This is a genomic window from Methylocystis iwaonis (genome assembly GCF_027925385.1).
Taxonomy (GTDB): Bacteria; Pseudomonadota; Alphaproteobacteria; order Rhizobiales; family Beijerinckiaceae; genus Methylocystis; species Methylocystis iwaonis.
In genome coordinates this window covers 3676565-3702053 of sequence record NZ_AP027142.1, presented here as the reverse complement: position 1 = coordinate 3702053, position 25489 = coordinate 3676565, and the positions used below count along the sequence as shown (strand labels likewise).

General features: G+C 64.5%; 26 protein-coding genes. 16 read left to right on the top strand and 10 right to left on the bottom strand.

All coding sequences use genetic code 11. The features are described from left to right. The gene (locus QMG84_RS17650; RefSeq protein WP_281929513.1) at positions 1 to 501 is read right to left on the bottom strand and encodes a sigma factor-like helix-turn-helix DNA-binding protein; all 501 of its coding nucleotides are present in this window, start codon (positions 499 to 501) and stop codon (positions 1 to 3) included. Positions 502 to 695: 194 nt separating this feature from the next. On the opposite strand from QMG84_RS17650, the gene fabI reads away from it, so the two are divergent. After that, entirely contained in the window at positions 696 to 1556 is an 861-nt protein-coding gene (gene fabI, locus QMG84_RS17645; RefSeq protein ID WP_202071132.1) for an enoyl-ACP reductase FabI, read from the top strand. A 78-nt stretch (positions 1557 to 1634) separates the two neighbouring features. Further along, positions 1635 to 1895: a hypothetical protein gene (locus tag QMG84_RS17640; protein WP_281929510.1), complete on the top strand. Its 261-nt coding sequence runs from the start codon at positions 1635 to 1637 to the stop codon at positions 1893 to 1895. 257 nt (positions 1896 to 2152) lie between these two features. Here QMG84_RS17640 and QMG84_RS17635 read toward each other — a convergent pair whose 3' ends face one another. The 4 genes from QMG84_RS17635 to lspA form a co-directional block, all read right to left on the bottom strand. Beyond that, the gene (locus QMG84_RS17635) at positions 2153 to 3436 is read right to left on the bottom strand and encodes a M16 family metallopeptidase (RefSeq protein WP_202071134.1); all 1284 of its coding nucleotides are present in this window, start codon (positions 3434 to 3436) and stop codon (positions 2153 to 2155) included. A 70-nt stretch (positions 3437 to 3506) separates the two neighbouring features. Next, positions 3507 to 4853, bottom strand: coding sequence for a M16 family metallopeptidase (locus tag QMG84_RS17630; protein ID WP_281929508.1), 1347 nt, complete (start codon positions 4851 to 4853; stop codon positions 3507 to 3509). Positions 4854 to 5017: 164 nt separating this feature from the next. Beyond that, a complete protein-coding gene (locus QMG84_RS17625; RefSeq protein WP_281929506.1) occupies positions 5018 to 5725 on the bottom strand; it encodes a hypothetical protein in 708 nt (235 codons plus the stop codon). Positions 5726 to 5926: 201 nt separating this feature from the next. Beyond that, on the bottom strand, positions 5927 to 6505 hold the full coding sequence (gene lspA / locus QMG84_RS17620; protein WP_281929504.1) for a signal peptidase II: 579 nt from the start codon (positions 6503 to 6505) through the stop codon (positions 5927 to 5929). Between the two features lie 187 nt (positions 6506 to 6692). Here lspA and groES point away from each other — a divergent pair, with 187 nt between their 5' ends. From groES to QMG84_RS17590, 6 genes are all read left to right on the top strand, one after another. Continuing rightward, the gene (groES, locus tag QMG84_RS17615; RefSeq protein ID WP_202071137.1) at positions 6693 to 6980 is read left to right on the top strand and encodes a co-chaperone GroES; all 288 of its coding nucleotides are present in this window, start codon (positions 6693 to 6695) and stop codon (positions 6978 to 6980) included. 46 nt (positions 6981 to 7026) lie between these two features. Continuing rightward, positions 7027 to 8661: a chaperonin GroEL gene (gene groL, locus QMG84_RS17610; protein WP_202071138.1), complete on the top strand. Its 1635-nt coding sequence runs from the start codon at positions 7027 to 7029 to the stop codon at positions 8659 to 8661. Between the two features lie 295 nt (positions 8662 to 8956). Next, positions 8957 to 9103: an aa3-type cytochrome c oxidase subunit IV gene (locus QMG84_RS17605; RefSeq protein WP_281929501.1), complete on the top strand. Its 147-nt coding sequence runs from the start codon at positions 8957 to 8959 to the stop codon at positions 9101 to 9103. 75 nt (positions 9104 to 9178) lie between these two features. Beyond that, a complete protein-coding gene (locus tag QMG84_RS17600) occupies positions 9179 to 10312 on the top strand; it encodes a Re/Si-specific NAD(P)(+) transhydrogenase subunit alpha (RefSeq protein WP_281929500.1) in 1134 nt (377 codons plus the stop codon). Positions 10313 to 10343: 31 nt separating this feature from the next. Next, positions 10344 to 10793 carry an NAD(P) transhydrogenase subunit alpha part 2 gene (locus QMG84_RS17595; protein ID WP_202071141.1) on the top strand — a complete coding sequence of 150 codons (450 nt, stop codon included), beginning with the start codon at positions 10344 to 10346 and terminating at the stop codon, positions 10791 to 10793. 5 nt (positions 10794 to 10798) lie between these two features. Then, positions 10799 to 12196, top strand: a complete 1398-nt coding sequence (locus tag QMG84_RS17590) for an NAD(P)(+) transhydrogenase (Re/Si-specific) subunit beta (protein WP_281929497.1) — start codon at positions 10799 to 10801, stop codon at positions 12194 to 12196. 175 nt (positions 12197 to 12371) lie between these two features. Here the strand turns inward: QMG84_RS17590 and QMG84_RS17585 are convergent, their stop codons facing one another. Then, entirely contained in the window at positions 12372 to 14969 is a 2598-nt protein-coding gene (locus tag QMG84_RS17585) for a TonB-dependent receptor (RefSeq protein ID WP_281929496.1), read from the bottom strand. Between the two features lie 81 nt (positions 14970 to 15050). After that, entirely contained in the window at positions 15051 to 15419 is a 369-nt protein-coding gene (locus tag QMG84_RS17580; RefSeq protein ID WP_281929494.1) for a hypothetical protein, read from the bottom strand. 184 nt (positions 15420 to 15603) lie between these two features. On the opposite strand from QMG84_RS17580, the gene QMG84_RS17575 reads away from it, so the two are divergent. From QMG84_RS17575 to QMG84_RS17545, 7 genes are all read left to right on the top strand, one after another. Beyond that, positions 15604 to 16026: a DUF2946 family protein gene (locus QMG84_RS17575; RefSeq protein WP_281929492.1), complete on the top strand. Its 423-nt coding sequence runs from the start codon at positions 15604 to 15606 to the stop codon at positions 16024 to 16026. Between the two features lie 154 nt (positions 16027 to 16180). After that, positions 16181 to 16822 carry a MotA/TolQ/ExbB proton channel family protein gene (locus tag QMG84_RS17570; protein ID WP_202071146.1) on the top strand — a complete coding sequence of 214 codons (642 nt, stop codon included), beginning with the start codon at positions 16181 to 16183 and terminating at the stop codon, positions 16820 to 16822. Beyond that, a complete protein-coding gene (locus QMG84_RS17565) occupies positions 16823 to 17320 on the top strand; it encodes an ExbD/TolR family protein (RefSeq protein ID WP_281929490.1) in 498 nt (165 codons plus the stop codon). After that, a complete protein-coding gene (locus tag QMG84_RS17560; RefSeq protein ID WP_281929489.1) occupies positions 17317 to 18030 on the top strand; it encodes an energy transducer TonB in 714 nt (237 codons plus the stop codon). The genes QMG84_RS17565 and QMG84_RS17560 overlap by 4 nt, the downstream gene beginning before the upstream one ends. Before the next feature lie 53 nt (positions 18031 to 18083). After that, a complete protein-coding gene (locus QMG84_RS17555) occupies positions 18084 to 18518 on the top strand; it encodes an energy transducer TonB (protein WP_281929487.1) in 435 nt (144 codons plus the stop codon). A gap of 23 nt (positions 18519 to 18541) precedes the next feature. Further along, positions 18542 to 19807: a sialidase family protein gene (locus QMG84_RS17550; RefSeq protein WP_281929486.1), complete on the top strand. Its 1266-nt coding sequence runs from the start codon at positions 18542 to 18544 to the stop codon at positions 19805 to 19807. After that, the gene (locus QMG84_RS17545; protein ID WP_281929485.1) at positions 19804 to 20355 is read left to right on the top strand and encodes a TlpA family protein disulfide reductase; all 552 of its coding nucleotides are present in this window, start codon (positions 19804 to 19806) and stop codon (positions 20353 to 20355) included. Before QMG84_RS17550 ends, QMG84_RS17545 begins: the two co-directional genes overlap by 4 nt. 393 nt (positions 20356 to 20748) lie before the next feature. Here the strand turns inward: QMG84_RS17545 and QMG84_RS17540 are convergent, their stop codons facing one another. From QMG84_RS17540 to QMG84_RS17530, 3 genes are all read right to left on the bottom strand, one after another. Beyond that, a complete protein-coding gene (locus QMG84_RS17540) occupies positions 20749 to 21156 on the bottom strand; it encodes a bacteriohemerythrin (RefSeq protein ID WP_281929484.1) in 408 nt (135 codons plus the stop codon). Positions 21157 to 21420: 264 nt separating this feature from the next. After that, positions 21421 to 22449, bottom strand: a complete 1029-nt coding sequence (locus QMG84_RS17535) for an AMP-binding protein (protein WP_281929482.1) — start codon at positions 22447 to 22449, stop codon at positions 21421 to 21423. Then, positions 22446 to 24287, bottom strand: coding sequence for an extracellular solute-binding protein (locus QMG84_RS17530; RefSeq protein WP_281929481.1), 1842 nt, complete (start codon positions 24285 to 24287; stop codon positions 22446 to 22448). The genes QMG84_RS17535 and QMG84_RS17530 overlap by 4 nt, the downstream gene beginning before the upstream one ends. 327 nt (positions 24288 to 24614) lie before the next feature. Between QMG84_RS17530 and QMG84_RS17525 the strand changes: the two genes are divergently transcribed. Continuing rightward, the gene (locus tag QMG84_RS17525) at positions 24615 to 25325 is read left to right on the top strand and encodes an invasion associated locus B family protein (RefSeq protein WP_202071155.1); all 711 of its coding nucleotides are present in this window, start codon (positions 24615 to 24617) and stop codon (positions 25323 to 25325) included. The last annotated feature ends 164 nt before the right edge of the window (positions 25326 to 25489 follow it).

The following is a 25489-nucleotide window of genomic DNA, read 5'->3' as shown; positions in this document are numbered from 1 at the left end:
CTATTTCACGATGCGCAGATGCGAGGCGGCGCGGCGCGCGCCGCTCTCGGCGTCTGCCGGCGGCAGGCCCACGACGCCAAGCTTCGCCCGGGCGCGCATGAGCTGGGCGAGCAGCGCTTCCCGCCTTATGCCGAGAACGCGCGCAGCGGCGTCGTACCCCATCCCTTCGAGAGAGACGAGGAGCAGGGCCGCGCGATCATCGAGGGAAAGCTCTGCGAGGCCGTGGACGATCGGCGGATGGCGCGGGGTCGGGCGTGAGGCGTCCGTCAGACGCTTGCCGGCCGAAGCGGTGAGCGCCGCATAGGCTTCGAGCCGCGCCTCCTGGAGATCGGCGGGGCGCAGCTCCCTGGCGCGGATACGGGCGCCGACGCTCTGCAATGCGCTTTGCACGAGTTCGTCGGAAAGCGTATGGCCGGCGCCGGCGCAAAGCGCCCGCGAATATCGGCGCAGGGCAGGCGCTATGCCTCCCAGCCGCTCCAGGATCTCGGCTTTCTTCCCCATCCGTGGCCCTGTTAGGCTTGACCAGCGCCATTAGTGGCGTTTCCTATGGGATGATAGGTCAACGCGCCACAAATGGCTATGGGCGCATTATAGCATTTTTGCGGACGGAACGGTTGCTGCGGTCAGGGTTTCCTTTGTGGAAAATCCACGCTAAAGGGCGCTTCGACCTATTGCACCTGAAATGGACGCCCCCGATGACCGACCAAGCCGCGCCCGCCCCTTTCGCTGGAATTCTCGCCGGAAAGAAAGGCCTTATCCTGGGCGTCGCCAATAATCGCTCGATCGCCTGGGGCATCGCCAAGGCCTGCGCGCAGGCCGGCGCCGAGCTCGCGCTGACCTATCAGGTGGAAGCGTTGGAGAAGCGCGTGCGCCCGCTCGCCGCCGAGCTTGGCGCCCATGTCGTCGGGCGCTGCGACGTCGCTCAGCCGGAGACGATCGACGAAATCTTCGCCGAGGTCGAGAAGCTCTGGGGCAAGGTCGATTTCGTCGTCCACTGCCTCGCCTATTCCGACAAGGACCAGCTCGACGGCCGCTACGTCGACACCACCCTCGACAATTTCCTGATGTCGATGAACATCTCCTGCTACAGCTTCACGGCCATCGCCCAGCGCGCCGAAAAGTTGATGCCGGAAGGCGGCTCGCTGCTGACGCTCTCTTATTACGGCGCCGAGAAATGGATGCCGCATTACAATGTGATGGGCGTCGCCAAGGCGGGGTTGGAGGCGTCGGTGCGCTATCTCGCGGCCGATCTCGGCGCCAAGAACATCCGCGTCAACGCCATCTCCGCCGGCCCGATCAAGACCATGGCGGCCTCCGGCATCGGCGATTTCCGCTATATTTTGCGCTGGAACGAATATAACTCGCCGCTGCGCCGCGTCGTGACGATCGAGGAAGTGGGCGAGAGCGCGGTTTATCTGCTGTCGCCGATGTCGCGCGGCGTCTCGGGCGAAATCCTGCATGTCGACGCCGGTTATCATGTGGTGGGCATGATGAATCCGTCCGCCGCGCCGAAGATGGCGGATTTGCTGGCGTTGTTGCCGCAGGATGTGAAGTAAGGGGGCGGGCCATGCCCGCGCGCGTCGCGGGCTCCTTTGGCTAGCTCCAAATAGCGGCTTTTTGTGATATAAGAGCCCATGTCCATCACGCTCACACGCGATCAGGAAGCATCGATCGAGGCGCATGTCGCGACCGGCGAGTTCGCGTCGGTCGAGGAGGCCGCCCGCCTGCTCATCGACCAGCGCATTGCCGAGTTGGCGACAGTCTATGAAGACGACATGGCGTGGGCGAAGCCTTTGGTCGACGAGGCCCGCGCGGCGGTCGCCCGTGGCGACGTTCTGACTCTTGATGAGCATAGGGCGCGGAACGCAGCGCGTCTTACCGCGCTACGTGGATAGTGGCGCGGATACTCGTTACATCTGACGCAGACGCCGCCTTTATTCCGGTGCGTGTCATACGAGATCCGCTTGATTGGTTCGGTGTCATTCCCGACGCTCGCGCAGCGAGCGATCGGGAATCCAGAGCCAAACCAGCGCTTTTGTGGCTCTGGATTCCCGATCGGGCCTTCGGCCCGTCGGGAATGACAAGCCCCAATCCGAGCTATTCAAACGGAAACGGTATAACGCCTTAGGTCGATGCTTGTGAAGGCGCGCCCTTACACCCCCTCCGGCCGCCCCACCATCGCCACCAGCAGCCCGCCGTCGCCGAAGAGCTTCTTCGCCGCGCGCTTGCATTCCTCCATGCCGACAGCCGCGATCTTGCCGTTGCGCTCGTCGAGATAGCTCGGCTCGAAGCCGTCCATCTGCAGATGCACGAGCTGGCTGGCGATCTTCGTCGAGGTGTCGAAGCGCAGCGCATAGGAGCCGATGAGGTATTTCTTCGCCTTGTCGAGCTCGTCCTCGGTCGGGCCTTCTTCCGCGAAGCGGCGCACTTCCTCTTCGATGATCCGTAAAGCCTCGCCGGCGCGCTCGTTCTTGGTGGCGGCGGCGCCGATCAGCATCGGGCACCGGTCATATTCGTTGAGCTGTGAATAGACGCTATAGGCCATGCCACGCTTCTCGCGCACTTCGCGGAACAGCCGCGCGGTGAACGAGCCGCCGCCGAGAATGTGGTTCGCGACCACGGTGGCGAAATAGTCGGGATCGCGCTTGGTGACGCCCGGTCGGCCGAAGCGGATCGTGGTTTGGGGGATGTCGAGCGTCACGATTTGGCGCGAGCCCACGCCGGCGAGCGTGATCGGCGCGACGTCCGCGAGATCGTTTTCCGTCGCCAGGGCGCCGAAGGTCGCGTCCAGATGCTCCGAGAGGGTCTGGGCGTCGATGGCGCCGACGACCGCGATCTTGAGGTCCTTTTTGGCGAACAGCCTTTGCTGCAGGGCAAGCAAATCCGGCCGCGACAGGCTCTCGATCGAGGAAAGCTCGCCGCGCGCCGGGCGGCCATAGGGATGCTCCGGGAAAGCCGCTTCGCGGAAGGCTTTGGCCGCCATGGAGTCCGGCTCATTGGCGTCGCGCTTCAATTCGGCGACGAGCTGGCTGCGCACGCGCGCGACGTCGGCCTCGGCGAGATGCGCGTCGACGAGCGCCAGTTTCAAAAGCGCGAAGGCCTTGTCGGTGTTCTTTGCGAGCGTCTGCAGATGCCCCGAGATCGAGTCCCGGTCGGCGCCGAAGCCCAAGTGAATGGCGAGCTCGTCCACGGCGCGGTGGAAGCCGCGCGCGTCATAGGGCCCCGCGCCTTCGTCGAGGAGCCCGGCGAGCAATGTCGCGAGGCCCGGCTTGTCGGCAGGGTCCTGGGCGGCGCCGCCGCGCAACGAGAATTCCAGAGCGACGAGCGGCACGGCGTAGCTTTCGACGAGCCAGGCGGTGACGCCGCCGGGCGTGACGATGCGCTGCACATGCTCGGCGCGCGAGGCCATGGAGACGGCGGGTGCGTGGGCGGTCATGCGGAATCCTAAGAGAAAGAGAACGGTCGGCGCCGGGCGCCGGCCTCAATGGGCTCAGGCGGCTTCGGGCTCAGGCGACTTCGTCTTCTTCCGCCGGCAGCAGGAAGCCCGTGACGGCGCGGCGCTTGTCGAGCCATTTCTTCGCTGCCGCGGTGACGTCGGCGGCGGTGACCGCCTCCATCCGCTCAGGCCAGGCCGCGACGTCCTCGATGGTCAGCCCCGTGGCCAGCGCTTCGCCATACCAGCGGGCGAGCGAGGCCTGGCTGTCCTGCGCATAAATGGCGTCGGCGACGAGCCGCGTCTTGGCGCGCCGCAGATGCGCTTCGTCGATCGGCTTTTCGGTGAAGCGCTTGATCACACGGTCGATCGCCTCGTCGAGGTCCTCGAGCGAAACGCCCGGCGCCGGGGTGGCGTAGACCCACAGCCGCGAGTCGTCGACGGCGGAGCCGAGATAATAGGCGCCGGCGCCGACGGCATATTTTTCGTCGACGACGAGCGTTTCGTAGAGCGCGCTGGTGGCGCCGCCGCCGAGCATATGGGCGAGCGTCTCGATCGCCTCGGCCTCGCCGGGCGCGGCGGTCGTGTAGGAGGGCACGAGGAAAACGCGCTCATGCGCGGGCTGCTCGACCTTCTCGTCGGAGAGCGACACGAGCCGATGCGCGCGATGCGGCGGCTCCTTGGTGCGGTTGCGGCGCGGCGGCTCGGCGCGCGCCGGAATTTTCCCGTAGGTTTCCCTGGCGAGCCGCCCGACCTCCTCCGCATCTATGTCGCCCGCGACGATGAGGATGGCGTTCTCGGGCGTGTAGAAGCGCGTGTAATAGGCGAGCGCATCCTCGCGGTTCAGGCTCTCGATCTCATGGTTCCAGCCGATGATCGGCGTGCCATAGGGGTGGTGGGCGTAGAGCGCCGCCTGCACGGCCTCGTCGAGCTGGGAAGACGGGTCGTTGTCGGTGCGCATACGGCGCTCTTCCAGCACCACGTCGCGCTCGGGCGTCACCACCTCGTCGGTCAGGACGAGATTGGACATGCGGTCGGCCTCGAACCCCATCAGCGCGCCGAGATGCTCCTTGCCGATACGCTGGAAATAAGCGGTGTAATCGTAGCTGGTGAAGGCGTTCTCCTGGCCGCCGAGCTCGGCGACGAGATTGGAGAATTCGCCCTGCGGATGGCTCTTGGTGCCCTTGAACATCAAATGTTCGAGAAAATGGGCGATGCCGGATTTGCCGAGTGGATCGTCGGCCGAGCCGTTCTTGTACCAGACCATATGCGTCACGACGGGCGTGCGCACATCCGGAATGACGACGACTTCGAGACCATTATCGAGCTTGAAATGCGAAATATTGGCGCCGGCATGCGCCGAGTCGCCGGCCGCGCCCGGGGTGAGCGATACGGTCGGCGACGCAGAGGAAGACGACATCGAAGGGCCTTTCTGGCGGCGTGTGGCCGCCCGAAGCTGGAGAACATTATCTCCTATATAGGCCCAAAAGACCCTGGCCGGAACTCAATCCTTGGCCGGCTCCTTGCGGGAGTCGGCCTTTCTGGAAGCGGAAAATCTGCTTTCCAATATAGGCCCCAGAAAATTTAGTTGTCGGAGCCTCTGAGGAAACTCGGCATCATGCCGGAGAGCCCGCCGCTGCTGGCCGTCGGTTTCTGTGTAGGCGCCGTGCCTGCGGTCTGGGCCACGGGATCGCTCTCGTTCCTGTCGCCCCCCAAATAGCTCAAGGGATTCCACCAGGAGGAGCTTTTCCCGCCGTCCGAGTCGCGAACCCGGGCGAGGTCCATCGTGGGGCGGCGATAGCCCGTGGGCGGCTCAGTCAGCATGCGGCGCGCTGGCTCCTCCGTCATCGGCCCGGACGATCGCGAGCGTGCGCTGAGCGCCATCTGCAGGAAGCCGGGCTCATCATCCGTGCCAGGCGCGTAATCCGGCTTGGGACCACGAATTCGGTCCAAGAGGCCTGGCTTCTTCTCCTCCGGCGGGGCGTTCGGGATCTTTGCGTAGCGGTCGGTGTTGCGGCGGCGCGCGGCCGCAACATCGGTCGGCCAGCCATCCGGGCGGTTCGTCTTCTCCTGCGGAGCCGGCAAGTCGCCGATGCGCGGCGGCAGAACCAGTTTGGGGCGCTCGTTGTAGTCGATCTTCGACGCGTTGGGGTCCGAGGAAACGCCGACAAGCTCCATGACCGCGCTGATGGTCGATTTATCGTCCGCTGCCTGGGCGGGCGCGCCATAGGCGGCTGCGAGACCGGCGAGCGCGAGGAGGGCGCGACCCCGGGATCGTGCGAGCTTCATCATTCCAACTCCTTGCCCAGAACGCCGGCGCGCGTGAAACGCCCCCGCCAGCCGCGTGAATACGCCTCAAAGGCGCAGATTGCGTCCCACTTATTGGCGATTTAGTGGCGGCGGCGCAACTGGGGCGTTTCGGCGCGCGCTCGGACCTTCCCAGAGCGTTTTTGAATCTGCGCGCTTTCTCATCGCTCGCGAGCGGAAAGCGCGCTAGGCCGCGCCTTCCGCAGGCGGCGACTCCGAGAAAAGGGTTTCAAAAAGCAGCATCGCGACTCCCGCCGTAATAGCGACGTCGGCGACGTTGAAGACGTAATTGGCGAGGGGCCCCACCGGGAGCGTCGTATGGAAATAGAAGAAATCCGCGACCGCGCCGCGCGCGAGGCGATCGGCGGCGTTGCCCAGCGCCCCGCCGACGACGAGGCCGATCGCGAGCGTCAACAGCCGGCTTTGGGCGCGCCAGAGCCACCAGATAAGGCCGGCGACGATGACACTTTGCCCGGCGAGAAGCAGCGCGCGTCCGACGCCCTCATGCGCCTGAAAGAGCGAATAGGAGACGCCGTAGTTCCACGAGAGCACGACGTCGAGAAAGGGCGTCAGCGTGATCGGCTGCCGCGCGCCGATGCCGAAGACGTCGAGCATCCAATATTTATGGGCCTGATCGGCGAGCGCCGCCGCGAGGGCGGCGAGGAGGCCGAGAATGCGGGGCGGCGTGAGGAAGGGCGGCACGGCGACTCTGTGTGGCGACTCTGCGGATTGCGGGAACGCCGCTCGGCGGCTTGGCTTCTTCATATCTTCCCTGCGGCGTCGCGGCTAGCCGACTGCCCGGTTGCGGCGCCGCAAAAATCTTGACATCCGCGCGGCCGCAACCTATCTCATCGCGCGTTGGCACTCGTCGTAAGAGAGTGCCAATAATTTCGCTTATGGCTTGCGACGGGCGGAATTTCCTGCCCGACGCGCAGAAAAGGAAGACATTGCAATGGCGTTCCGTCCCCTGCACGACCGCATCGTGGTCAAGCGCATCGAAGGCGAAGAGAAGACCAAAGGCGGCATCATTATTCCCGACTCCGCCAAGGAAAAGCCCCAGGAGGGCAAGGTGATTTCGGTTGGCCCCGGCGCCCGCGACGAGAGCGGCAAGCTCGTTCCCCTCGACGTGAAGGCTGGCGACCGCGTTCTGTTCGGCAAGTGGTCCGGCACCGAGGTCAAGATCGACGGCGACGACCTGTTGATCATGAAGGAAAGCGACATCCTCGGCATCGTCGAATAACTCGGCAAGACCCGAACCGCTTCCAACCCATTCAGGAGTTTACCAAATGGCAGCCAAAGACGTCCGTTTCTCCACCGACGCGCGCGACCGCATTCTGCGCGGCGTCGACATTCTCGCCAACGCCGTCAAGGTGACCCTCGGCCCCAAGGGCCGCAATGTCGTCATCGAGAAGTCCTTCGGCGCGCCGCGCATCACCAAGGACGGCGTGACCGTCGCCAAGGAGATCGAGCTTTCCGACAAGTTCGAGAATCTCGGCGCCCAGCTCGTTCGTGAAGTCGCCTCCAAGCAGAACGACATCGCCGGCGACGGCACCACCACCGCCACCGTGCTCGCCGCCTCGATCGCCAAGGAAGGCGTCAAGGCTGTGGCCGCCGGCCTCAACCCGATGGACCTGAAGCGCGGCATCGACCTCGCGGTCGAGGCCATTGTCGGCGACCTCAAGAAGAACTCGAAGAAGGTCACCTCCAACGACGAGATCGCCCAGGTCGGCACCATCTCGGCGAACGGCGACCGCTTCATCGGCGAAGAAATCGCCAAGGCCATGCAGAAGGTCGGCAATGAGGGCGTGATCACGGTCGAGGAGGCCAAGAGCCTCGAGACCGAGACCGACATCGTCGAGGGTATGCAGTTCGACCGCGGCTATCTCTCGCCGTATTTCATCACCAACGCCGAGAAGATGATCGCCGAGCTCGACGATGCTTACATTCTCATCCACGAGAAGAAGCTGTCGACGCTGCAGCCGCTGCTGCCGATCCTCGAATCCGTCGTTCAGACCGGCAAGCCGCTCGTCATCGTCGCCGAGGACATCGAGGGCGAGGCGCTCGCCACGCTCGTCGTCAACAAGCTGCGCGGCGGCCTGAAGATCGCGGCCGTGAAGGCGCCGGGCTTCGGCGATCGCCGCAAGGCCATGCTCGAAGACATCGCCATCCTCACGGGCGGCCAGATGATCGCCGAGGACCTCGGCATCAAGCTCGAGAACGTGACGCTCCCCATGCTCGGCCGCGCCAAGCGCGTGCGCATCGAGAAGGAGAACACCACGATCATCGACGGCGCCGGCGAGAAGGCCGACATCGAGGCGCGCATCGGCCAGATCAAGGGCCAGATCGAGGAGACCAGCTCCGACTACGATCGTGAGAAGCTCCAGGAGCGTCTCGCCAAGCTCGCGGGCGGCGTCGCGGTGATCCGCGTCGGCGGCGCGACGGAAGTCGAGGTCAAGGAGAAGAAGGACCGCGTCGACGACGCCCTCAACGCGACCCGCGCGGCCGTCGAAGAAGGCGTCTCGCCCGGCGGCGGCGTGGCTCTGCTGCGCGCCATCAAGGCGCTCGACGGCGTGGCCACGGCGAATGGCGACCAGAAGACCGGCGTCGAGATCGTGCGCAAGGCCATCCAGGCCCCGGCGCGCCAGATCGTCGACAACGCCGGCGGCGACGGCGCCGTCGTGGTCGGCAAGCTGCTCGAGTCGGCCGACTACGCCTTCGGCTTCGACGCCCAGAAGGGCGAGTACGGCGATCTTGTGAAGCTCGGCATCATCGACCCGACCAAGGTCGTGCGCACCGCGCTGCAGGACGCCGCGTCGATCGCCGGCCTGATCATCACCACCGAGGCGACGATCACCGAGCAGCCGAAGAAGGAATCTGCGCCGGCGATGCCGGGCGGCGGCATGGGCGGCATGGACTTCTAAGTCCGGTCGGTCAGAGAGATTGGAGAGCCCCGGGGGAAACCTCGGGGCTTTTCTTTTTTGGGCCGGCCCCGGCGTCCGTCCTTGCGAGCGAAGCGAAGCAATCCAGAGCCACATTGGGGCGCCGGGTTGCTTCGTCGCCGCGCTCCTCGCAAGGACGGCGCACGCATAAGCTCGGCAGGCAGCGACGAAAGCGCGCGGCGGCGAGACGTTGCGGGATCGTCGAGGCTCGGTTAGCATCCCCTTCACGCGCGGCGGTTCTGTTCGCGCGGCAAACTTAAAATTTGGGAGCATTTCGATGGCGAGCAATCGCGGATCGGCGACTACCGACGCGGACTGGGCTGAACACGCAAAGACCTACAATGGTTTCCTTTGGCTGCTGAAATTCTCCGCAGCCGGATCGGCGATAACCCTCGTCCTCCTCTACGTGCTCTTCGCGCGCTAAGAAAAGCCCAAGCCCCTCACGCCAGCCGTCAGGGGCCACCATGACGGCGACGGTTCGCAACAGCCGGAGGTCGTCATGCGCATTGCCGTATTGGCCGAGTCGGACAAAGCTGAGCCGCGCGTCGCGGCGACGCCGGAAACCGTCAAGAAATTCGTCTCACTCGGCGCCGAGGTCGCGGTTCAATCCGGGGCCGGCGCCGGGGCGGGCGTTTCCGACGCCGAATACGCCGCGGCAGGAGCCAAGATCGGCGCCGATCCGGCGACGACCCTTGCGGGCGCCGATATTCTGCTCCGCGTGCGCCGCCCCTCGGCGGCCGAGCTGGCCGGCGCCAAGCAAAATCTTGCCCTCATCTGCATCATGGATCCGTTCGGCAACGAGGCGGCGCTCGCCGGTCTCGCTAAGGCGGGCGTGATCGCCTTCGCCATGGAGTTCATGCCGCGCATCACCCGCGCGCAATCCATGGACGTGCTGTCGTCGCAAGCCAATCTCGCCGGCTATCGCGCCGTCATCGAGGCGGCGGCCGAATATGGCCGATCCTTCCCGATGATGATGACGGCCGCCGGCACCGTTCCGGCCGCGAAGGTCTTCATCATGGGCGTCGGCGTCGCGGGGCTACAGGCCATCGCCACGGCGCGCCGGCTGGGCGCCATTGTGACGGCGACCGATGTGCGCCCGGCGACGAAAGAACAGGTCGAGTCGCTCGGCGCGAAATTTCTTGCGGTCGAGAACGAGGAATTCCAGCAGGCTCAGACGGCGGGCGGCTACGCCAAGGAGATGTCGAAGGACTATCAGGCCGCGCAGGCGGAGCTCACCGCGAGCCACATCGCCAAGCAGGATGTGGTCGTCACGACCGCGCTCATCCCTGGCCGACCGGCGCCGAAGCTCGTTTCAGCCGAAATGGTGCGGTCCATGCGCACAGGCTCGGTCATCGTCGATCTCGCCGCCGAGCGCGGCGGCAATTGCGAATTGACCAAGCCCGGCGCGACCGCCGTAGAGAATGGCGTGAAGATCGTCGGCGCGCTCAATCTCGCGGGCCGTATGGCGCCGACCGCCTCCAGCCTCTACGCCAAAAATCTGCTCGCCTTCGTCGAGACGCTGATTTCCAAGGAGACGAAGCAGCTCGCCATCGATTGGGACGACGAACTCGTGAAAGCCACCGCGCTCACGCGCGACGGCGCCATCGTCGACGCAAGATTCAAGCAGGCCTGAACGCAGCATCCTTCCAACAAGGAGCGCAATAATGACCGATTCAACGCAGCAATTGCTCGAAAAGGCGCGGGCGGCGGCGGAAGCCGCGCGCCAACTGGCGGATCAGGCGCAGCACTATTCCGACCAACTGTCACAAACGGCGGCGGCGATCAGCGCGCATGGATTGGGCGGCGGCGCGGTCGACCCGGTCGTCTTCCGCCTCGCCATCTTCGTCATGGCGGTGTTCGTCGGCTACTATGTGGTCTGGTCGGTGACGCCGGCCTTGCATACGCCGCTGATGTCGGTGACGAACGCCATCTCCTCCGTGATCGTCGTCGGCGCGCTGCTCTCCGTCGGCGTCGAGCCGTCGGGCGCGAGTGACGACGGCGCCGGCGTCGCAAGATGGTTCGGCTTCATCGCGCTCATACTCGCGAGCGTGAACATATTCGGCGGCTTCCTCGTCACCGAACGCATGCTCTCCATGTATAAAAAGAAGGGCTGACGCAAATGAGCGCCAATCTCTCAGCCCTCCTTTATCTTGCGGCCGGCGTGCTTTTTATTCTGGCCTTGCGCGGGCTTTCGTCTCCCGCGACGTCCCGCCAGGGCAATCGCTACGGCATGATCGGCATGGCGGTCGCGGTCGCGACGACATTGCTGCTCCATCTGCCGCCGCTCTTCGGCTTTGTGCTGATCATCGTCGGCGCAGCGGCCGGCGGCGGCGCGGGCGCCTATGTGGCGCAGCGCATTCCGATGACGGCGATGCCGGAGCTTGTCGCCTTCTTCCATTCGCTCGTCGGCCTCGCCGCCGTGCTCGTCGCAGGCAGCGCCTTTTTCGCGCCGCAGGCTTTCGGCATCGGCCAGGCAGGGCATATCGAAGGCGGGAGCCTGTTCGAAATGTCGCTCGGCGCGGCGATCGGCGCGGTAACTTTCACCGGCTCGATCATCGCCTTTCTGAAGCTCTCCGAGCGCATGAGCGGCAAGCCGATCCTGCTGCCCGAACGTCACACGATCAATATCATGCTCGGCGCGGCGCTGGCGGCTCTGATCCTGCTGTTCGTGACGACAGAGTCGGGCCTCTGGTTCTTTCTGCTGATTCTGGTGTCACTGGCGCTCGGTGTCACACTCATCATCCCGATCGGCGGCGCCGATATGCCGGTCGTCGTCTCCATGCTCAACTCCTATTCGGGATGGGCGGCGGCGGGCATCGGCTTCACGCTCGGCAATCTCGCGCTCATCGTCACCGGTGCGCTCGTAGGCTCGTCGGGCGCCATCCTCTCCTACATCATGTGCAAGGGGATGAACCGCAGCTTTATTTCCGTGATTCTCGGCGGCTTCGGCGGCGAGACGGCGGGGCCGAGCGGCGCCAAGGAGACGCGCAACGTCAAGCAAGGTTCGCCTGAGGACGCCGCCTACATCATGCAGAACTCGGGCAAGATCATCATCGTGCCGGGTTATGGCATGGCGGTGGCGCAGGCCCAGCATGCGCTGCGCGAGATGGCGGATTTGCTGAAGAAGGAAGGCGTGGACGTCAGCTACGCCATCCACCCCGTCGCGGGCCGCATGCCGGGCCATATGAATGTGCTGCTGGCCGAAGCCAATGTGCCTTATGACGAAGTCTTCGAACTCGACGACATCAACTCACAATTCGCCCAGGCGGACGTGGCTTTCGTCATCGGCGCCAATGACGTGACGAACCCCGCGGCGAAGACGGACAAAGCGTCGCCCATCTACGGGATGCCGATCCTCGACGTCGAACGGGCGAAGACGGTGCTTTTCCTCAAGCGCGGCATGGGGTCGGGCTATGCGGGCGTGGAGAACGAGCTGTTCTTCCGGCCCAACACGATGATGCTTTTCGGAGACGCGAAAAAGACCGTGGAGGCGATCGTCAAAGCGCTGGCGCACTGAGAGGGAACGATGATTTCCCCGACGTTGGCTTTTCCGGAAGCTGCGCGGAGGATCTTTGCTCCTCGACATCCCGGCCAAGCCTTCGATCTGCCGCAGTCGGCAATAGCGGCGGGTCAAAAAACGAAAAACCCCGGGAGTTTTTCTCCCGGGACTCTCTCTCTTTCAGCCTTCTCGATCAATCGATCGAGAAAGCGACCGGTTGGAACCAGTTCCTCACGTCGGGCAGGCCGCTCTCATTCCCCGCATAAAATATTCCCCGCTCGGGATGCTTGGCGGCGCCGTAGTCATACTTCGCGGCAAAATAGAAGGTTCGCTGCGGGAAGGGATGGAACAGGAAATATCTGTAGTTCCCGATGTTGTCGATGCCGAAGTCGAAGGACAGCCGCTCGTTCCACTTGTAGTTGACCTTTGTGTCGACGACAAAGAAAGGATCGAAAGCCTGATATATGCCATAGGCGCGGTCGTTATTGGCCATGGTGCGCCACATCTTGCTTTGGTAGCGGCCTGCGAGTGTGAAGGCCCATTGGTCGTCGGGACGGTAGGTGAAAGCTAATGTCCCGCGCCACTCGGGAACATTTGGCACAGTCTTGCCTGCGACCGAGATTGCCCAGGGGTATTCAAAATTGGCGACGCTCGGCGCCCAGGTCGGATTGGAGATGATCCGCGCATTGAGCCATGTTGCGCTGCCCAGCACCTCCAGCCCCTTGAAGCCAAAATTGTCCTTCTGGAAGGCGACTTCGACGCCGCTGTTGCGGATGCGCTGAACGTTTGTTGGCGCCTGCGTGGGAATGTTCGTGCCAGGCGAGAAGGTCAGCTGGTTGATGATGGCGTCGCGCACCTCTTCGTCGAAGAACGAGACTCGCGCAAGGCCGTCCAGGCCAAGCTTCCGCTCGACCGTTAATTCTTTACTGAGGGCCGACTCGGGCCGCAGATTGGGGTTGGGGTTGGTCGCAACGCCGTTCACCCCCACGGTTGCGAGATTATAGAGCTCGCGCACCGTCGGGAAGCGATTAGCCATGCCGACTGATCCCCTGATCGTCCATTTGTCGTCGACGATATATTCGAGCGTCCCCTTCGGAGAGAAGCGCGTGCTGTACAGGTTCGGCTGGTAGATCGGGAGCCAACCTAGCGGATTGCCAGCGAGATTGGTGCCGAAATTATTGACGCCGGCCTGCTGATTGTAGCCCTCCGAGGCCGTCCAATGCTCGCCGCGTAAGCCGGCGGTGAGCTTCAGATTGTGCGCAATCGGGAAGGCGTCCTGAAACCAGAGCGCCTGGGTGCGGGTCGTGCCCTGCGCGATCGAAACCGCCGCGCCGGTGCTCGCGGCCGTGCCGGAGGGCCAGTTCGCCGTCAGCCACACAGGATTGTTGAGGTGGAATTGGTCGCCATGCAAGCCGAAGCTGATGTCGTGCCCCTGCAACAGCCCTTCGGGGGGGCGAACAATGCCCTTCATATCGAAGAGCGTCCAATAGGTGCCGGTGAACACCGTGTTGCGGCCTGTCTGCGTGTAGCCGCCGAAGGGAATGGCGGCTGACCAGGGCGAGACCTGATCGGACTGCAGATAGGTGAAATTGGAGGCCGAGACTTCAAAATCGAAAGGGCCGCCGCTGTTGGATCGGATCGCGGCCGCGTTGACCATGATCTTTTCCTGGATTCGGTAATAGCCCTGAGTCGCAAAATTTTGCAGCGCGGTGTTGTTCAAGCCCCGGCCCGCGGTCGTCACGCCCCAAACCGGGCCGTATCCGGAGAAAAGGTAATTCTCGGGAATCGATGTCCCGTCATTCGACCAAAAGCCGAAAGTGTACGTGCCTCGGATCGTCTGGCTGAAGTCATAGGCGAGCTTGAGTTTCGCATTCACCTGATCGTTCGCCAGATTGCCGGTCGAGCCGATCACATTGGCGAAGGTCGTCCCATAGACGTTCGTCGCCAGATAGGCGTTGGGGTAGAAATTGGGCGAGGTCACATAGGTCAGCGGCTGCTGCGAGCCGCGCTGCCAATTGCCTGAGATCGTCCAGGACAGGTCGCCTATGCGATCGCCGGCGAAGAAGCTCGTCACATTGTTGACGAGGCCCTTGTTCGTTCCATACTGCGAGAAATCCTGGACGGCGAGCGTGTCCTTGATCGACACTTCCAGCTTCTCGGGCATGCGCGTCGTAATCTTCAGCACGCCCCCCATCGAGTTGCCCGGATATTGCGCCGCATAGGGGCCGTAGAGGAAATCGACGCGCTCGATCTCTTCCGGCGCGACAAGCCCCCAGCGCGGCGCGCCAATTGTGTTGTCGTTGCCGATGAGCGCGGTGAGCAGAAGGTCGTCTGCGTAGACCAGGCTGCGGGCCGAGGAGCTGACGCCCCAGGTGCGGGTCTGCAGCACCGCCTGCGTGTCGCCATTATTGCGTTTGCGCACGAAAAGGCTCGGCATGTATTTCACCGCGTCTTCCGTGTCGACGATGTTGATCTGCCGTTCGATCTGCTTGCGCGTGACGCTCGCGACCGTATTCGGCAACTGCCACTTTTCGACAAAGGCGGGGCGGCCGTCGGGCAGGGTCGGCGACCAGCGCGAGACGATCGGCGATGGCGCGGGCGCGCTGGCGACGCCGGGCCGCGCGGCGACTGGCCCGGCGGCGCGGGCAGGAGCCGAACTGCGAGCGGGCGCATGATGGTGCTGGCCGCTGACGTCGATGGTCGGCAGCGTATGCGTCGCCTGCGCGGGCGACAGAGCGGCGAAAGTCAAAGCGCAGGCGGAGACGCCGCGCAGGAGGTGATGGCGGTACATTGTTGGTGTTCCCTCTTCGCGCCGGACAAGGCGGCGCGTCTGATCCCGGCGCGGCGCGCCGTTACGCTTAATCGGAGTGGATCAGGCCTGGAATGGCGGCGCTCGGGCGGGCGCGTTTCGATTGAATATTTTGGCGCGCGGCGGGACGGCCAACTCGGCGGCCGAGACACGCCAATAGGGCGCGGGGCGTCCCGCCGGCAGGCTCGGCGCGTCGCTGTCGATCGCCGTGAAGCCAAGCTGGCAGAGAGAGCAGGAGGCGTGGTCATGCGGCGCTGGCGCGTCGAAGGGCGCGAGCGGGTCGTTGCGCGCGCCCGGCGCCAAAACGATCGCCGTCTGCTTGTGGCAACCCGCATAGCCCTCGCGCGCCGCGGCGGCGCCCCATAGCGATGCGCCGAGCTGTGTCAGCAAAGCGACACAGACGATCAGCGATGCGAGTAGCCTTTGACGCATGGGCCGGCAGACAGTCCCGAGAAGCCATACGGCGCCCGCGAAAAAGGCGCCTCACGGCGTGATCGCGATTTTGGTTCATCACGTTAACCTTGATCGCGCGACGCAATGAACTCTGCCGCTGGCCGAGAAGCATTCCAAGATTGCTTGCGTTGTCAGAAATCAAAAAATCCATTAAGAGACTTTTATGTCACACATGCGGGACATCGGCGAAAGAATACGCGTAGCGATCGTCATCGCTGCGGTATGGGCGCTGATGTTCGGCGTGTCCGCGTCAGGCGCGGCGGTCGCGGGCGCGACTGACACCGTATTAAAAAACAACGATAAAACTGCTGTAGGCCTGTTCGCTTGCTTCAAGCGTCATATGACGCAGCGCGCCGACGCCGCGAGCGACAAGGCGCCCGGGACCGACTACGCCGGCAAGCATCATTGCCCGTGCTGTCTTGCGGCGAGCATGGCGGCGGCTGTTCTGCCAGAGCGGCTCGCGCCGGTGACGCGGCCGCTGCAGGCGCAGAGGCCGGTTTCCTACAGCGTGGCGGCGACATTCGCGCGGGACGGTTGCTCTTCGCCCTCCATCAATGGGGCCCGAGCGCCACCCTCTATAGTTTAGAAACTTTCCGATCGGCGGAACCTAGCGCTGGCTCGCGTGCTGCATGCGGGTAAGATCGCCGGTCAGAGACGCCCTTGAGCGTCCAAGATCACAATAAAATCAATGTCAGACGCCGTTGCTGCTCTGCGCGCGCCGTCGAGGATGAGTGAGTTCTATGGACCATACGTCGCTTTCCCCGCTCGCCATGTTTCTCAACGCCGGCCCTGTCGGCAAGGTCGTCATGGCGGCTCTGCTTCTTGCTTCTGTCTGGACCTGGGTGCTGATCATCGAAGGCGCCACAGCCGTCATTCGCATCGCCAAGGCGACTAAGGAGGCGCGCGCAGGCGGGCCGGTCGGCCTTCTCGAACCCGTCGCCGCCGCTGGCCGGGAAGCTTTCGCGCTCGATCTTCCCGATGAGACGACCGGCGACAAGCGTGAGCGAATTGCCGAAAATATGAGCCGCGCTGCCCGCGAATTTCTCACCAAGGCCGAGGGCGGCCTGCCCAATCTCGCCGTGATCTCCTCGGTCGCGCCCTTCGTCGGCCTCTTCGGCACGGTTTGGGGCATCATGACGAGCTTCGCCGGCATTGCGCAGTCGCAGGACACCAGCCTCGCGGTTGTCGCGCCGGGCATTGCGGAAGCGCTCGCCGCGACCGCTTATGGCCTCGCCGCCGCCATTCCGGCTTCGGTCGGCTATAACCGTATCGGCTCTTCCTTCTCGCGCCTCGGCCAGCAGGTCGCGCATTACATCGAGGACGAGGCGCTGCGCATGACCAGCGCGCCGAACGCCCGCCGTTCGCAAAAGGAGGCCGCATAAATGGCGCTCCCGACCCGCTTCAAGAACAACAACGACCTTTATCAGCCGCTCGCCGACATCAATGTCACGCCGCTCGTCGACGTGATGCTGGTGCTGCTCATCATCTTCATGGTGACCGCGCCGCTGCTCGCCAAAGGCGTGAAGGTCAATCTGCCTCAGGCCAGCGCCGCGCAGCCGATCAATCAGAAGGACCCGATCGTCGTCACGGTCGGCAAGGACGGCAAGGTGTCGCTCGGCGCCGATCCGGTGTCCGAGGAGGCGCTCATCGACGGCATTCGCGCCATGATGGGCGAGGACGTCACGCGCGTCGTGCATGTCCGCGGCGATACCGAGGCGGTCTATGGCGAAGTCGTCGCGGTGATGGACAGACTCGCGACGAATGGCATCACTCATATCGCCATCATGACCAATTCGCGCAGCAAGACCGGCTCGGCGGCGAAAGCCGCTGCGCCTGCTACGCCCGCCGCGCCGGCTCCGGCGGGAGGGGCGGCGAAATGACGGACTTCGCCCTCAGCCCCGACTACGCCAGCCAGCCCGACGAGCCGGAAGGCGCGCCGCCGGTCAATCCGCCGTGGCTGCGCCCCGTCGCCGTCACGGTGATCGTCGCCGCGCATATCGCTGTCTTCGCGGCCTTCCTTTACGCGCCGGCGCCCAAGACGATCTCGCTCGACTCGCTCTCCATGGATCTCGTCCAGGAGGGCGATTTCATCGAGCAGCAGGAAGTGAGCGCGGCGGAGGACACGCCCCCGCCGGTCGCCGTCGAGCAGCCGGACCTCGCCTTGCCGCCCCCGGTCGTCATGGCGCCGGACGCGATCCCGCTCGCGGTGAAAAAGGACGACACCGAGAAGCTCGAGAAAAAGAAGGAAGAGCGCAAGGAAATCGAGCGCGCCGAGCAACGCCGCGAAGCGCAGGCGCGTCGTCGCGCCGGCGCGCCGAATGCGGGCGGCGCCACCAGCGGCGCGTCGCAGGCGAGCTGCCTCGCCCATGTCGCCGCCTCGCTGCGCCAGCATACGCCGGGCTCGACGAGCCTCGGCGCCGGCACGGCCCATGTGACCTTTCATGTGAACGCCGGCGGCGGCATTTCGGGCGTTTCGGCTTCCGGCTCGACCCCGGCGCATGCGGCGCTGGCGCGGCGCATCGTGGGCTCGTCACGCGGTCCGGGTAGCTGCGGCTCCGCCTTTGTAAGCCAAGCCTTCGCCTTCCATTGACCTTTGCCGGCGGACTCGCAAGAGCCCGCCGCTTCTCTTGTTGGAAGCACGCCATGAAGGTTCTCCTCAGCGGGCGCGTCGCAATTCTTTGCGCGCTCGTCCTTACCGGCGCCGCGCGGGCGGAGGCCCCCAAGCCGCCGTCCGCCCCAGCTCCCGCCGCCGCGGCAAAGCCGGCGCCTGCGCCAGCCGCGCCGAAACCCGCGCCCCAAACAGCGCCCGCGCCCGCCTCTGGCATGTCCGAGAGCAAATATCTCGGTCTGCTCTACGCCGAGATCGCCAAGCATACGCCGGAGGAAAACGCCTCCGGGCCGGGCGAGGTGAGGGCGAGCTTCATCGTCGGCGCCTCTGGCAAGATCGAGAAAGTGACGATCGACAAGACGACGAGCCCGGCGCATGCCGAGATGGTGAAGAAAATACTGGCGGCGGTTGTCGTTCCTGCCCCGCCCGGCGGCGCGATGGATGTCGGTCAGACCTTCAAGTTCCGCTGAAGCGAAACGATTAGAGGGAAGTCATGGAGTCGATGGCCATTCCGCGCGTGATTATCATATCGGCCGCCATGTTCGGCCTGAGCGGCGGCGCCGACGCCGAGCTCAGCGCGCCGGCTCCGGCGCCGGCCGAAGGGCATCGACATAGCGCGCTGGCCTGCGCCGAGCGCAAGCCGGATTGCGCCGCGACCGTCAACCCGGCGTACGACGCCAAGGGCAAGCTTTGGGTCGCTTACGCCATCGAAAAGACGGTCTATGTCGCCTCTTCCGCGGACGGGGCCAAAAGCTTTTCCGCGCCCGTCGCGATCGCGTCGGTCAGCGACGGCGTCATCGACGCCCATGGCGACGCACGGCCGAAGATCGTTCCCCTCGACGATGGATCGCTGCTCGCCAGCTATACGACGCGGCCCGACAAGCAGATGATCGGCACGATCTTCACGGCGCGCTCGACCGACGGCGGCAAAAGCTTCTCCACGCCCCAAGCGCTGCTCGCCTCCGGCGGGCAGCGCTTCGAGACTTTCGTCGTCACGCCCAAGGGGCGCCTCTACGCCGGCTGGCTCGACAAGACCAATGCTCTGAAGGCCAAGGCCGAGGGCAAGGAGTTCGAGGGCAGCGGCGTCGCCTTCGCCTGGTCGGACGATAATGGGCAGAGCTTTGCGGGCAAAAAAATCCTGATGGACCACGCCTGCGAATGTTGCCGCATGTCTGCGGCGCTGGATCGCGACGGCCTGCCGGTGTTTCTGTGGCGGCAGGTCTTCGACGGCAATGTTCGCGATCACTACGCTGCGAAGCTTTCCGCCGATGGCGCGACGCTGACGGGCGGGCGCGTTTCCGACGATAATTGGGCGATCAATTCCTGCCCGCACCATGGCCCCAGCCTCGCCGTCGACGCCCATGGCGGATGGCACGCGGTCTGGTTCACCAAGGGCAAGAATCGGCAGGGGCTTTTCTACGCGCATAGCGAAGATTCGGGAAAAAGCTTCTCCAGCCCCGAGAAATTCGGCGACGACGCCAAGGCCCCGGGCCACCCCGTCGTGCTCGCGGCGAAAGGCCGTCTCTATCGCGTCTGGAAGGAGTTCGACGGGACGACGACGACCATCCCACTGCAGCTCTCGCGTGATGGCGGCAAAAGCTGGAGCGCGCCGAAAATCCTCGCGCAGACCGACGACGCCTCGGATCATCCGGAGCTCGTCGCCTACAAGGGCGCGGCTTATCTTTCGTGGGTGACGCATAAGGAGGGCTATCGCCTGCTGCCGCTTCCCCGCGACGAGAAGAGTGCCGCAGTGCGATGAAGAAGGTGATCGCCGCTTTACGTGCAGCCTGTCATTCCCGCCTTCGGCTCGCCGGGAATGACGGACGAAACAGTCTCGCTGTTCGTCTCTCCCTCTGCGCCTTTATCGCCTTCACCGCTTCGAGCGCCCATGCGCTCGATTTCAAGCCCTATGGTCGCGGCGCCTTCTCGCAGATCGCCAAGGCGCATGCGGGGCGGCCGCTGATGATTCACTTCTGGTCCGTCACCTGCCCGCCCTGCCTCGCCGAGCTGGCGCAATGGGCGCAGATGACGGCCGAACACAAGGATGTCGACATCGTCTTCGTCAATGTCGATAGCGAAGAAGATCGCGCACGGGCGGCGGCGCGCGCCGAGAAAGCCGGGCTCGGCAAATCGGCGCATTACGGTTTTGCGGATGATTTCGTCGAGAAGCTCTATTTCGAGGCCGATAAGACGTGGCGGGGCGAATTGCCGTTCACCGCGCTTGTGGCGCCCGACGGCGGGGTGATCGCCGTGACCGGCGCAATCGACGATCCGCTCGTTCTGCAGTGGCTGGAAAAACACAGATAAGCGCGGCCAGATTGCTGACAAAGTGGCGATGACGCCCCTCGTGCTTCGAGACGCCTGCTGCGCAGGCTCCTCAGCATGAGGGGCTTCTGCGATTTCGTCGAACACTAATACGAGATCCGCTTAATTGGTTCGGTGTCATTCCCGACGCTCGCGCAGCGAGCGATCGGGAATCCAGAGCAAAGGCGGCTATCATGGCTCTGGATTCCCGGTCGGGCCTTCAGCCCGCCGGGAATGACAAGACCCGATGCGAGCTGTTCAAACGGAAATGGTGTTGGGCCTCTTCCTGAGGAGCGAGCAAAGCTCGCGTCTCGAAGGACGAGGCCGCCTCAAAGTTCGTCAACCAACTGACCTTTCCCGCCTAAGCGGGAAAGGCGCTCTCGAGTATCGAGCTTATCAGGCGACGCCCTTCGCGTTCAGATAAGGGCCGTAGAGCCTGTCGATATTGGGGATGTGGTCCGTCAGCCAGCCGACCACGAAGCCGGCCGTCTCTCCGGTCACCTCCGCTTCGCCGGCGTGGAATTTCTTTTGCAAATCGGCGCAAGTTGCGACCAGCTTGTCGTGCTCGGCTTTGTGGCCGGCTGCGGCTGGATAGTCATATTGTGCGAAATTCGCTTCCTCCGCCGCGAAGTGCTTCACCACATAGTCGATGAGCGCATCGAGCTCCTTGCCGATCGCGTTTCGGTCGCCGCTGGCGACGGCGTCGCCGAGCACATTCACCAGCCTGAATATTTCCTGATGTTCCGCATCATGCGCGCTGACGTTGGTCGCGAATTGTTCCTTGGTCCAGGTGATAAGCGACATGCAGTTTCCTCCACACCAACGCCCCATGCGCCCCTCGTGGCGACGAGTCGCGCAATTGCAAAAGCGCATGCGCGATCTCGTCGCGCACGCACTTTGACGTGATGACTCGAGGCTGTAATTGACCGGCGTCAACACGAGACAATGTGACGCGCCCATCATTCGCCGCCGTCATTGCGAGCAAAGCGAAGCAATCCAGGGCCGTGATGTGACTGTGGATTGCTTCGTCGCTTGCGCTCCTCGCGATGACGGGGCGCGAACGGTCTGTCAGAGTCTGCGCAAAACGAACGCGTCGTCTTCCGCGCGCAGCGCGATAATCGGACAGCGTTCTTGCGAGTCGCCGACGCAAGCGGCGCCATCTCCCAAGGCGACGACTGCGGCGATGGCGCCATTGTCGAGCAGTCCGGCGCGTACGAGATCGGCGAGGATGGAAACCGGTGCAATCAATCGCGCCGACCCAAGCGCATCGAGCGTTTCGAGAAAGCGCGCCGTGGTGAAAGGCGCAAGAAAATGCAGCGGCGCGCCTGCGAGCAACGCCGCGAGCGGGCCCGCGACAAGAGCCGCGAGCGAACTCGGCGCATAGAGCGAAAGAATGGGCGCTTCGCGCGCGGCGCGAGTCGCGCGCACGAGATCGAGCGCTGCGCCGAGCAGCGCGCCTTGCGAAGCGAAACGGACATTCCCGCGCTCGTCGAGCGCGCCGACATCGAAGCGTTCGTCGTCGCTCCAATCTTCGGAGAGCGGCACGCGCGGCGACATCTGCGCCGCGAGCGCTTGCGCTGAAAAATCAGCAGCGCCGTCGAGCGCGCCATGCAGCGCGCCGATCACACGCAATGACGGCGTATCGGCGGCGATGTCGAGCAGCGCCTCCTCGAAATCGAGGCCGCAGATCTGCGCCGGCGCGAACAGCGCACCGATCTGCAATGTCTTCGCCCCATGCGCGATGGCTGCGCGCCATTGGGGGAGGGGCATGGGCGCGAGCGTCGGCGCCAGGCCCGCGGCGAGCGCGCCGACGAGCGCGACAAAGGCTTGCGCGCCGGATGGAGAGCAGATGAGAATTCTCTCGCCGCGCGCGAGATCGAGGGCGCGGAGCTTGGAAAGGCAAGCGCCGACGCGCTGGTAGAGATCGGCGTAGGTGACCTGGTCCACGGCGCCGTCGACGTCATCGAGAAAGGCGAGCCCGCCGGGACGCGGTCTCGCCGCGCCGGCGACGAGGGCGTCGAAGCCGAATTGCGTCAGCGGATGGGCGCGGACGAGCGCCGCTTCCTCTCTCTCGGAAACAGCGGCGCGCGCGGTCATGGATTTTTCCTCCACCAGCTCTCGAGCGTCGGGCCAAAGAGCGGCGCTGCGTAGCGCGGCAGGCGCTCGGGCCGGGCGAGGTCGGTCGAATGCGCGATCCATTGCTCGGAGGCGTGAAACAAAGGCACGACATAAAAGCCCGAGAGCAGCACGCGGTCATAGGCGCGCACCGCCGCGACGAAATCCTCGTGGCTTTGCGCGGAGAGGAGCGCAACGATCAGGCTGTCGATCGCGGGCGATGCGGCGCCAGCGAGATTGAAAGAGGATTCCTGCGTCGCGCTCGCCGAGCCCCAACGCATGCGCTGCTCATTGCCGGGCGAGGCCGACGCCAGATACTGCCCGATCATCATGTCGAAATCGAACTTCTGGCGCCGGCGCTGATATTGCACTTCGTCGACGAGCCTGACGCGCGCCTCGACGCCGATGCGCGCGAGGGAAGCCGCATAATTGAGCGCAAGACGCTCCTGATTGCGGTCCTTCACCATGATCTCGAAGGAAACCGGCGCGCCGTCCTTCGAAAGCTTGTCGCCGTTCACATGGTAGCCGGCCGCCGCCAGCAATTCGAGCGCGCGCTTGGCCATCTCGCGGTCGCGGCCCGAACCGTCGTTGACCGGCGGGCGCCATTTCCCGTCGAGAATATCCGCGCGCACGGCGTCAGGGTAGGGCGCAAGAAGCGCGCGCTCCTTCTCATTCGCGGGACGGCCCGAGGCGGAAAGCTCCGATTCGTCGAAGAAGCTTTTGGTGCGCGTATAGAGGTTCGAATAGAGATTGGCGTTGATCCACTCGAAATCGAACATCATGCCGAGCGCTTCACGCAGCCGGATGTCTTTGAAGATCGTTTGTCGCGTGTTGAAGACGAAGCCTTCGAGCCCCTTGGGGTTCTCGTTCTTCAACGCCTCGGTTGCAACGCGGCCCTCGCGCAATGCGGGGAAGTCGTAGCCGGTCGACCAGCGGGTCGTGCTGGTCTCTTCGCGATAGTCGATCAAGCCGGCCTTGAAGGCCTCGAACAGGGCGTTGCCGTCGCGGAAGTATTGAATGTCGATCTCGTCGAAATTGTAGAAGCCGCGCTGGCTCGGAACGTCCGCGCCCCAATAGTTGGGGTCGCGCTTCAACAGCAGCCGCGCGCCGGCCTGCGCATCCGCGACGATATAGGGGCCTGAGCCAAGGGGCTTGGCGAGCGTCGCGTCCGAGAATCGCTCGAGGTCGGTCGCGTGCCTGGGCAGCACGGGCATGATGGCGAGAATAAGCGGCAGCTCGCGATCGCCGACGCCGGTCAGATCGTAGGAGACCGTCTGCGCGTCGGGTGCTGTGATCGATTTCACGAGCCCATAGGCGACCCGCTGCTGCGGGCGGCCCTTCGACTTGAGCAGGTTGAAGGAAAACAGCACGTCTTCCGAGGTGATGGGTTTGCCGTCGGAGAAATGCGCTCGTGTGTCGAGGTGGAAGGTCACATGGGCGCGGGCGGCGTCGATGTCGAGCGATTGCGCGATGAGCGGATAGAGCGTGAAAGGCTCATCCTGCGACCGCGCCATCATTCCTTGAAAGACATTGCCGACGAGGCCCTGGGCCGTGGAGCCGGATTTGAGATTGAAGGGGTTGAGGCTGTCGAATGTCCCGGCGAGACCGACACGAAGCCTGCCGCCTTTCTTTGCTTGCGGGTCGGCGTAAGGGAGATGATCGAAGTCCGGCGGCAGCGCCGGCGCGCCATGCGCCGCCAGGCCATGAGTAGGCTCGCCCGCCATGAGCGGACCGCCGGGCGCAAAGGCCGTCAGCAGCGCAAGGGCGAGGCTCGGAAGGCGGCGCCTCTTTGGGCGGCCGCGAATCGCGGAAGAGATCATGCTGCGACAATAGTCGAAGCTATGGCGGCAAGAAGCCGAGACCGGGCGTCATTCCGCCTCATTTATGAAATTTTAACGTAATCGGCGCTCGCGGGGGCTTTATGCGCGCCGGGGACCGCTGGAATTTGCCGCGGCGACAAGGTAAGAGCTTTGCCGTCGCTCCGGCGCGGCGGCTGCGCCGGGGGAGAATCGCGGTCGGGGCAAAAGTTCCAAGGGCGTTCCATTTTTCGTCCGCGCAGGCGGGCGGCCCCCGCAAGACGAGACAACAAGAGCTGTTTAGAAGCCGGAAGAGCGCCGGCTAGAGAGCAATCGAAAGGGACTTCGGAAATGTCGAACCTCTTCTCGCGGTCCGCCGCGGTCGCGCTGGCAGGCGCTTTCCTGCTCGCCGGCGTTTCGGCGCAAGCCCAGCAGGCTCCGGCCGCTGCCGGGCAGCAGCCTGCCGCAGGCGGGGCGCAGGGCCCCATCACCGCCACGCTTCAGGCGGTGCAGCCCGACTGGACCAAGGTCTGCGGCAGCGATCCGGCGACCAAGAAGGAAGTCTGCTACACGACCCGCGATTTCGGCGCCGCCGCGAAGGAAGGCGACGCGCCGCAGCCGCTGCTCGCGCTCGCGGTCTACGATCCCAAGGGCGACGACACCAAGATCATCCGCCTGCTGCTGCCGCCGGGCCTGATGCTGAAGCCGGGCTTCCGCTTCGCCATCGACAAGGGAGCCATGGAGGCCGGCGCCTTCGAGATCTGCTTCCCGAACGGCTGCTTCGCCGAGGCGAAGGTCAAGAAGGCCTCGGTCGACGGCATGAAGAAGGCCCAGCAAATGACGGTCATCGTCAAGAACCAGGCCAACACCGAGGTCACTTTCTATTTGCCGCTGAACGACTTCGGCAAAGCCTTCGACGGCCCGGCGATCGACCCCAAGGTGCTCGAGGAGCAGCAGAAGAAGCTGCAGGAAGAGCTCCAGAAGAAGGCCGAGGAAGAGCGCAAGAAGCTCGAAGCCAAGAGCGCCGCGCCGGCCGCGGCTCCTGCGCCGGCCAAGAAGTAAGCGTCTCTCTTTAGGAACAAAGAAACGCCCGCATGCCTCATGCGGGCGTTTTCTTTTGGGCGGTGGGAGAGAAGCCGGGAAATGCCGGGAAGCTGGTCCAGCGCGGCCAAGTAGCGATGATGGGCATGCGCTGGCGTCCGTCATTGCGAGGTGCGCAAGCGACG

Bases quoted from the DNA above. Each gene is read 5' to 3' on its own strand.
- QMG84_RS17545 (WP_281929485.1), top strand. From the start codon at position 19,804: ATGAAGAAGGTGATCGCCGCTTTACGTGCAGCCTGTCATTCCCGCCTT.
- QMG84_RS17600 (WP_281929500.1), top strand. From the start codon at position 9,179: ATGCGCATTGCCGTATTGGCCGAGTCGGACAAAGCTGAGCCGCGCGTC.
- QMG84_RS17540 (WP_281929484.1), bottom strand. From the start codon at position 21,156: ATGTCGCTTATCACCTGGACCAAGGAACAATTCGCGACCAACGTCAGC.
- QMG84_RS17650 (WP_281929513.1), bottom strand. From the start codon at position 501: ATGGGGAAGAAAGCCGAGATCCTGGAGCGGCTGGGAGGCATAGCGCCT.
- QMG84_RS17535 (WP_281929482.1), bottom strand. From the start codon at position 22,449: ATGACCGCGCGCGCCGCTGTTTCCGAGAGAGAGGAAGCGGCGCTCGTC.
- fabI (WP_202071132.1), top strand. From the start codon at position 696: ATGACCGACCAAGCCGCGCCCGCCCCTTTCGCTGGAATTCTCGCCGGA.
- QMG84_RS17590 (WP_281929497.1), top strand. From the start codon at position 10,799: ATGAGCGCCAATCTCTCAGCCCTCCTTTATCTTGCGGCCGGCGTGCTT.
- QMG84_RS17595 (WP_202071141.1), top strand. From the start codon at position 10,344: ATGACCGATTCAACGCAGCAATTGCTCGAAAAGGCGCGGGCGGCGGCG.
- QMG84_RS17625 (WP_281929506.1), bottom strand. From the start codon at position 5,725: ATGATGAAGCTCGCACGATCCCGGGGTCGCGCCCTCCTCGCGCTCGCC.
- QMG84_RS17560 (WP_281929489.1), top strand. From the start codon at position 17,317: ATGACGGACTTCGCCCTCAGCCCCGACTACGCCAGCCAGCCCGACGAG.
- QMG84_RS17630 (WP_281929508.1), bottom strand. From the start codon at position 4,853: ATGTCGTCTTCCTCTGCGTCGCCGACCGTATCGCTCACCCCGGGCGCG.
- QMG84_RS17570 (WP_202071146.1), top strand. From the start codon at position 16,181: ATGGACCATACGTCGCTTTCCCCGCTCGCCATGTTTCTCAACGCCGGC.
- lspA (WP_281929504.1), bottom strand. From the start codon at position 6,505: ATGAAGAAGCCAAGCCGCCGAGCGGCGTTCCCGCAATCCGCAGAGTCG.
- QMG84_RS17530 (WP_281929481.1), bottom strand. From the start codon at position 24,287: ATGATCTCTTCCGCGATTCGCGGCCGCCCAAAGAGGCGCCGCCTTCCG.
- QMG84_RS17555 (WP_281929487.1), top strand. From the start codon at position 18,084: ATGAAGGTTCTCCTCAGCGGGCGCGTCGCAATTCTTTGCGCGCTCGTC.
- QMG84_RS17565 (WP_281929490.1), top strand. From the start codon at position 16,823: ATGGCGCTCCCGACCCGCTTCAAGAACAACAACGACCTTTATCAGCCG.
- groL (WP_202071138.1), top strand. From the start codon at position 7,027: ATGGCAGCCAAAGACGTCCGTTTCTCCACCGACGCGCGCGACCGCATT.
- QMG84_RS17585 (WP_281929496.1), bottom strand. From the start codon at position 14,969: ATGTACCGCCATCACCTCCTGCGCGGCGTCTCCGCCTGCGCTTTGACT.
- QMG84_RS17635 (WP_202071134.1), bottom strand. From the start codon at position 3,436: ATGACCGCCCACGCACCCGCCGTCTCCATGGCCTCGCGCGCCGAGCAT.
- QMG84_RS17550 (WP_281929486.1), top strand. From the start codon at position 18,542: ATGGAGTCGATGGCCATTCCGCGCGTGATTATCATATCGGCCGCCATG.
- groES (WP_202071137.1), top strand. From the start codon at position 6,693: ATGGCGTTCCGTCCCCTGCACGACCGCATCGTGGTCAAGCGCATCGAA.
- QMG84_RS17640 (WP_281929510.1), top strand. From the start codon at position 1,635: ATGTCCATCACGCTCACACGCGATCAGGAAGCATCGATCGAGGCGCAT.
- QMG84_RS17575 (WP_281929492.1), top strand. From the start codon at position 15,604: ATGTCACACATGCGGGACATCGGCGAAAGAATACGCGTAGCGATCGTC.
- QMG84_RS17525 (WP_202071155.1), top strand. From the start codon at position 24,615: ATGTCGAACCTCTTCTCGCGGTCCGCCGCGGTCGCGCTGGCAGGCGCT.
- QMG84_RS17605 (WP_281929501.1), top strand. From the start codon at position 8,957: ATGGCGAGCAATCGCGGATCGGCGACTACCGACGCGGACTGGGCTGAA.
- QMG84_RS17580 (WP_281929494.1), bottom strand. From the start codon at position 15,419: ATGCGTCAAAGGCTACTCGCATCGCTGATCGTCTGTGTCGCTTTGCTG.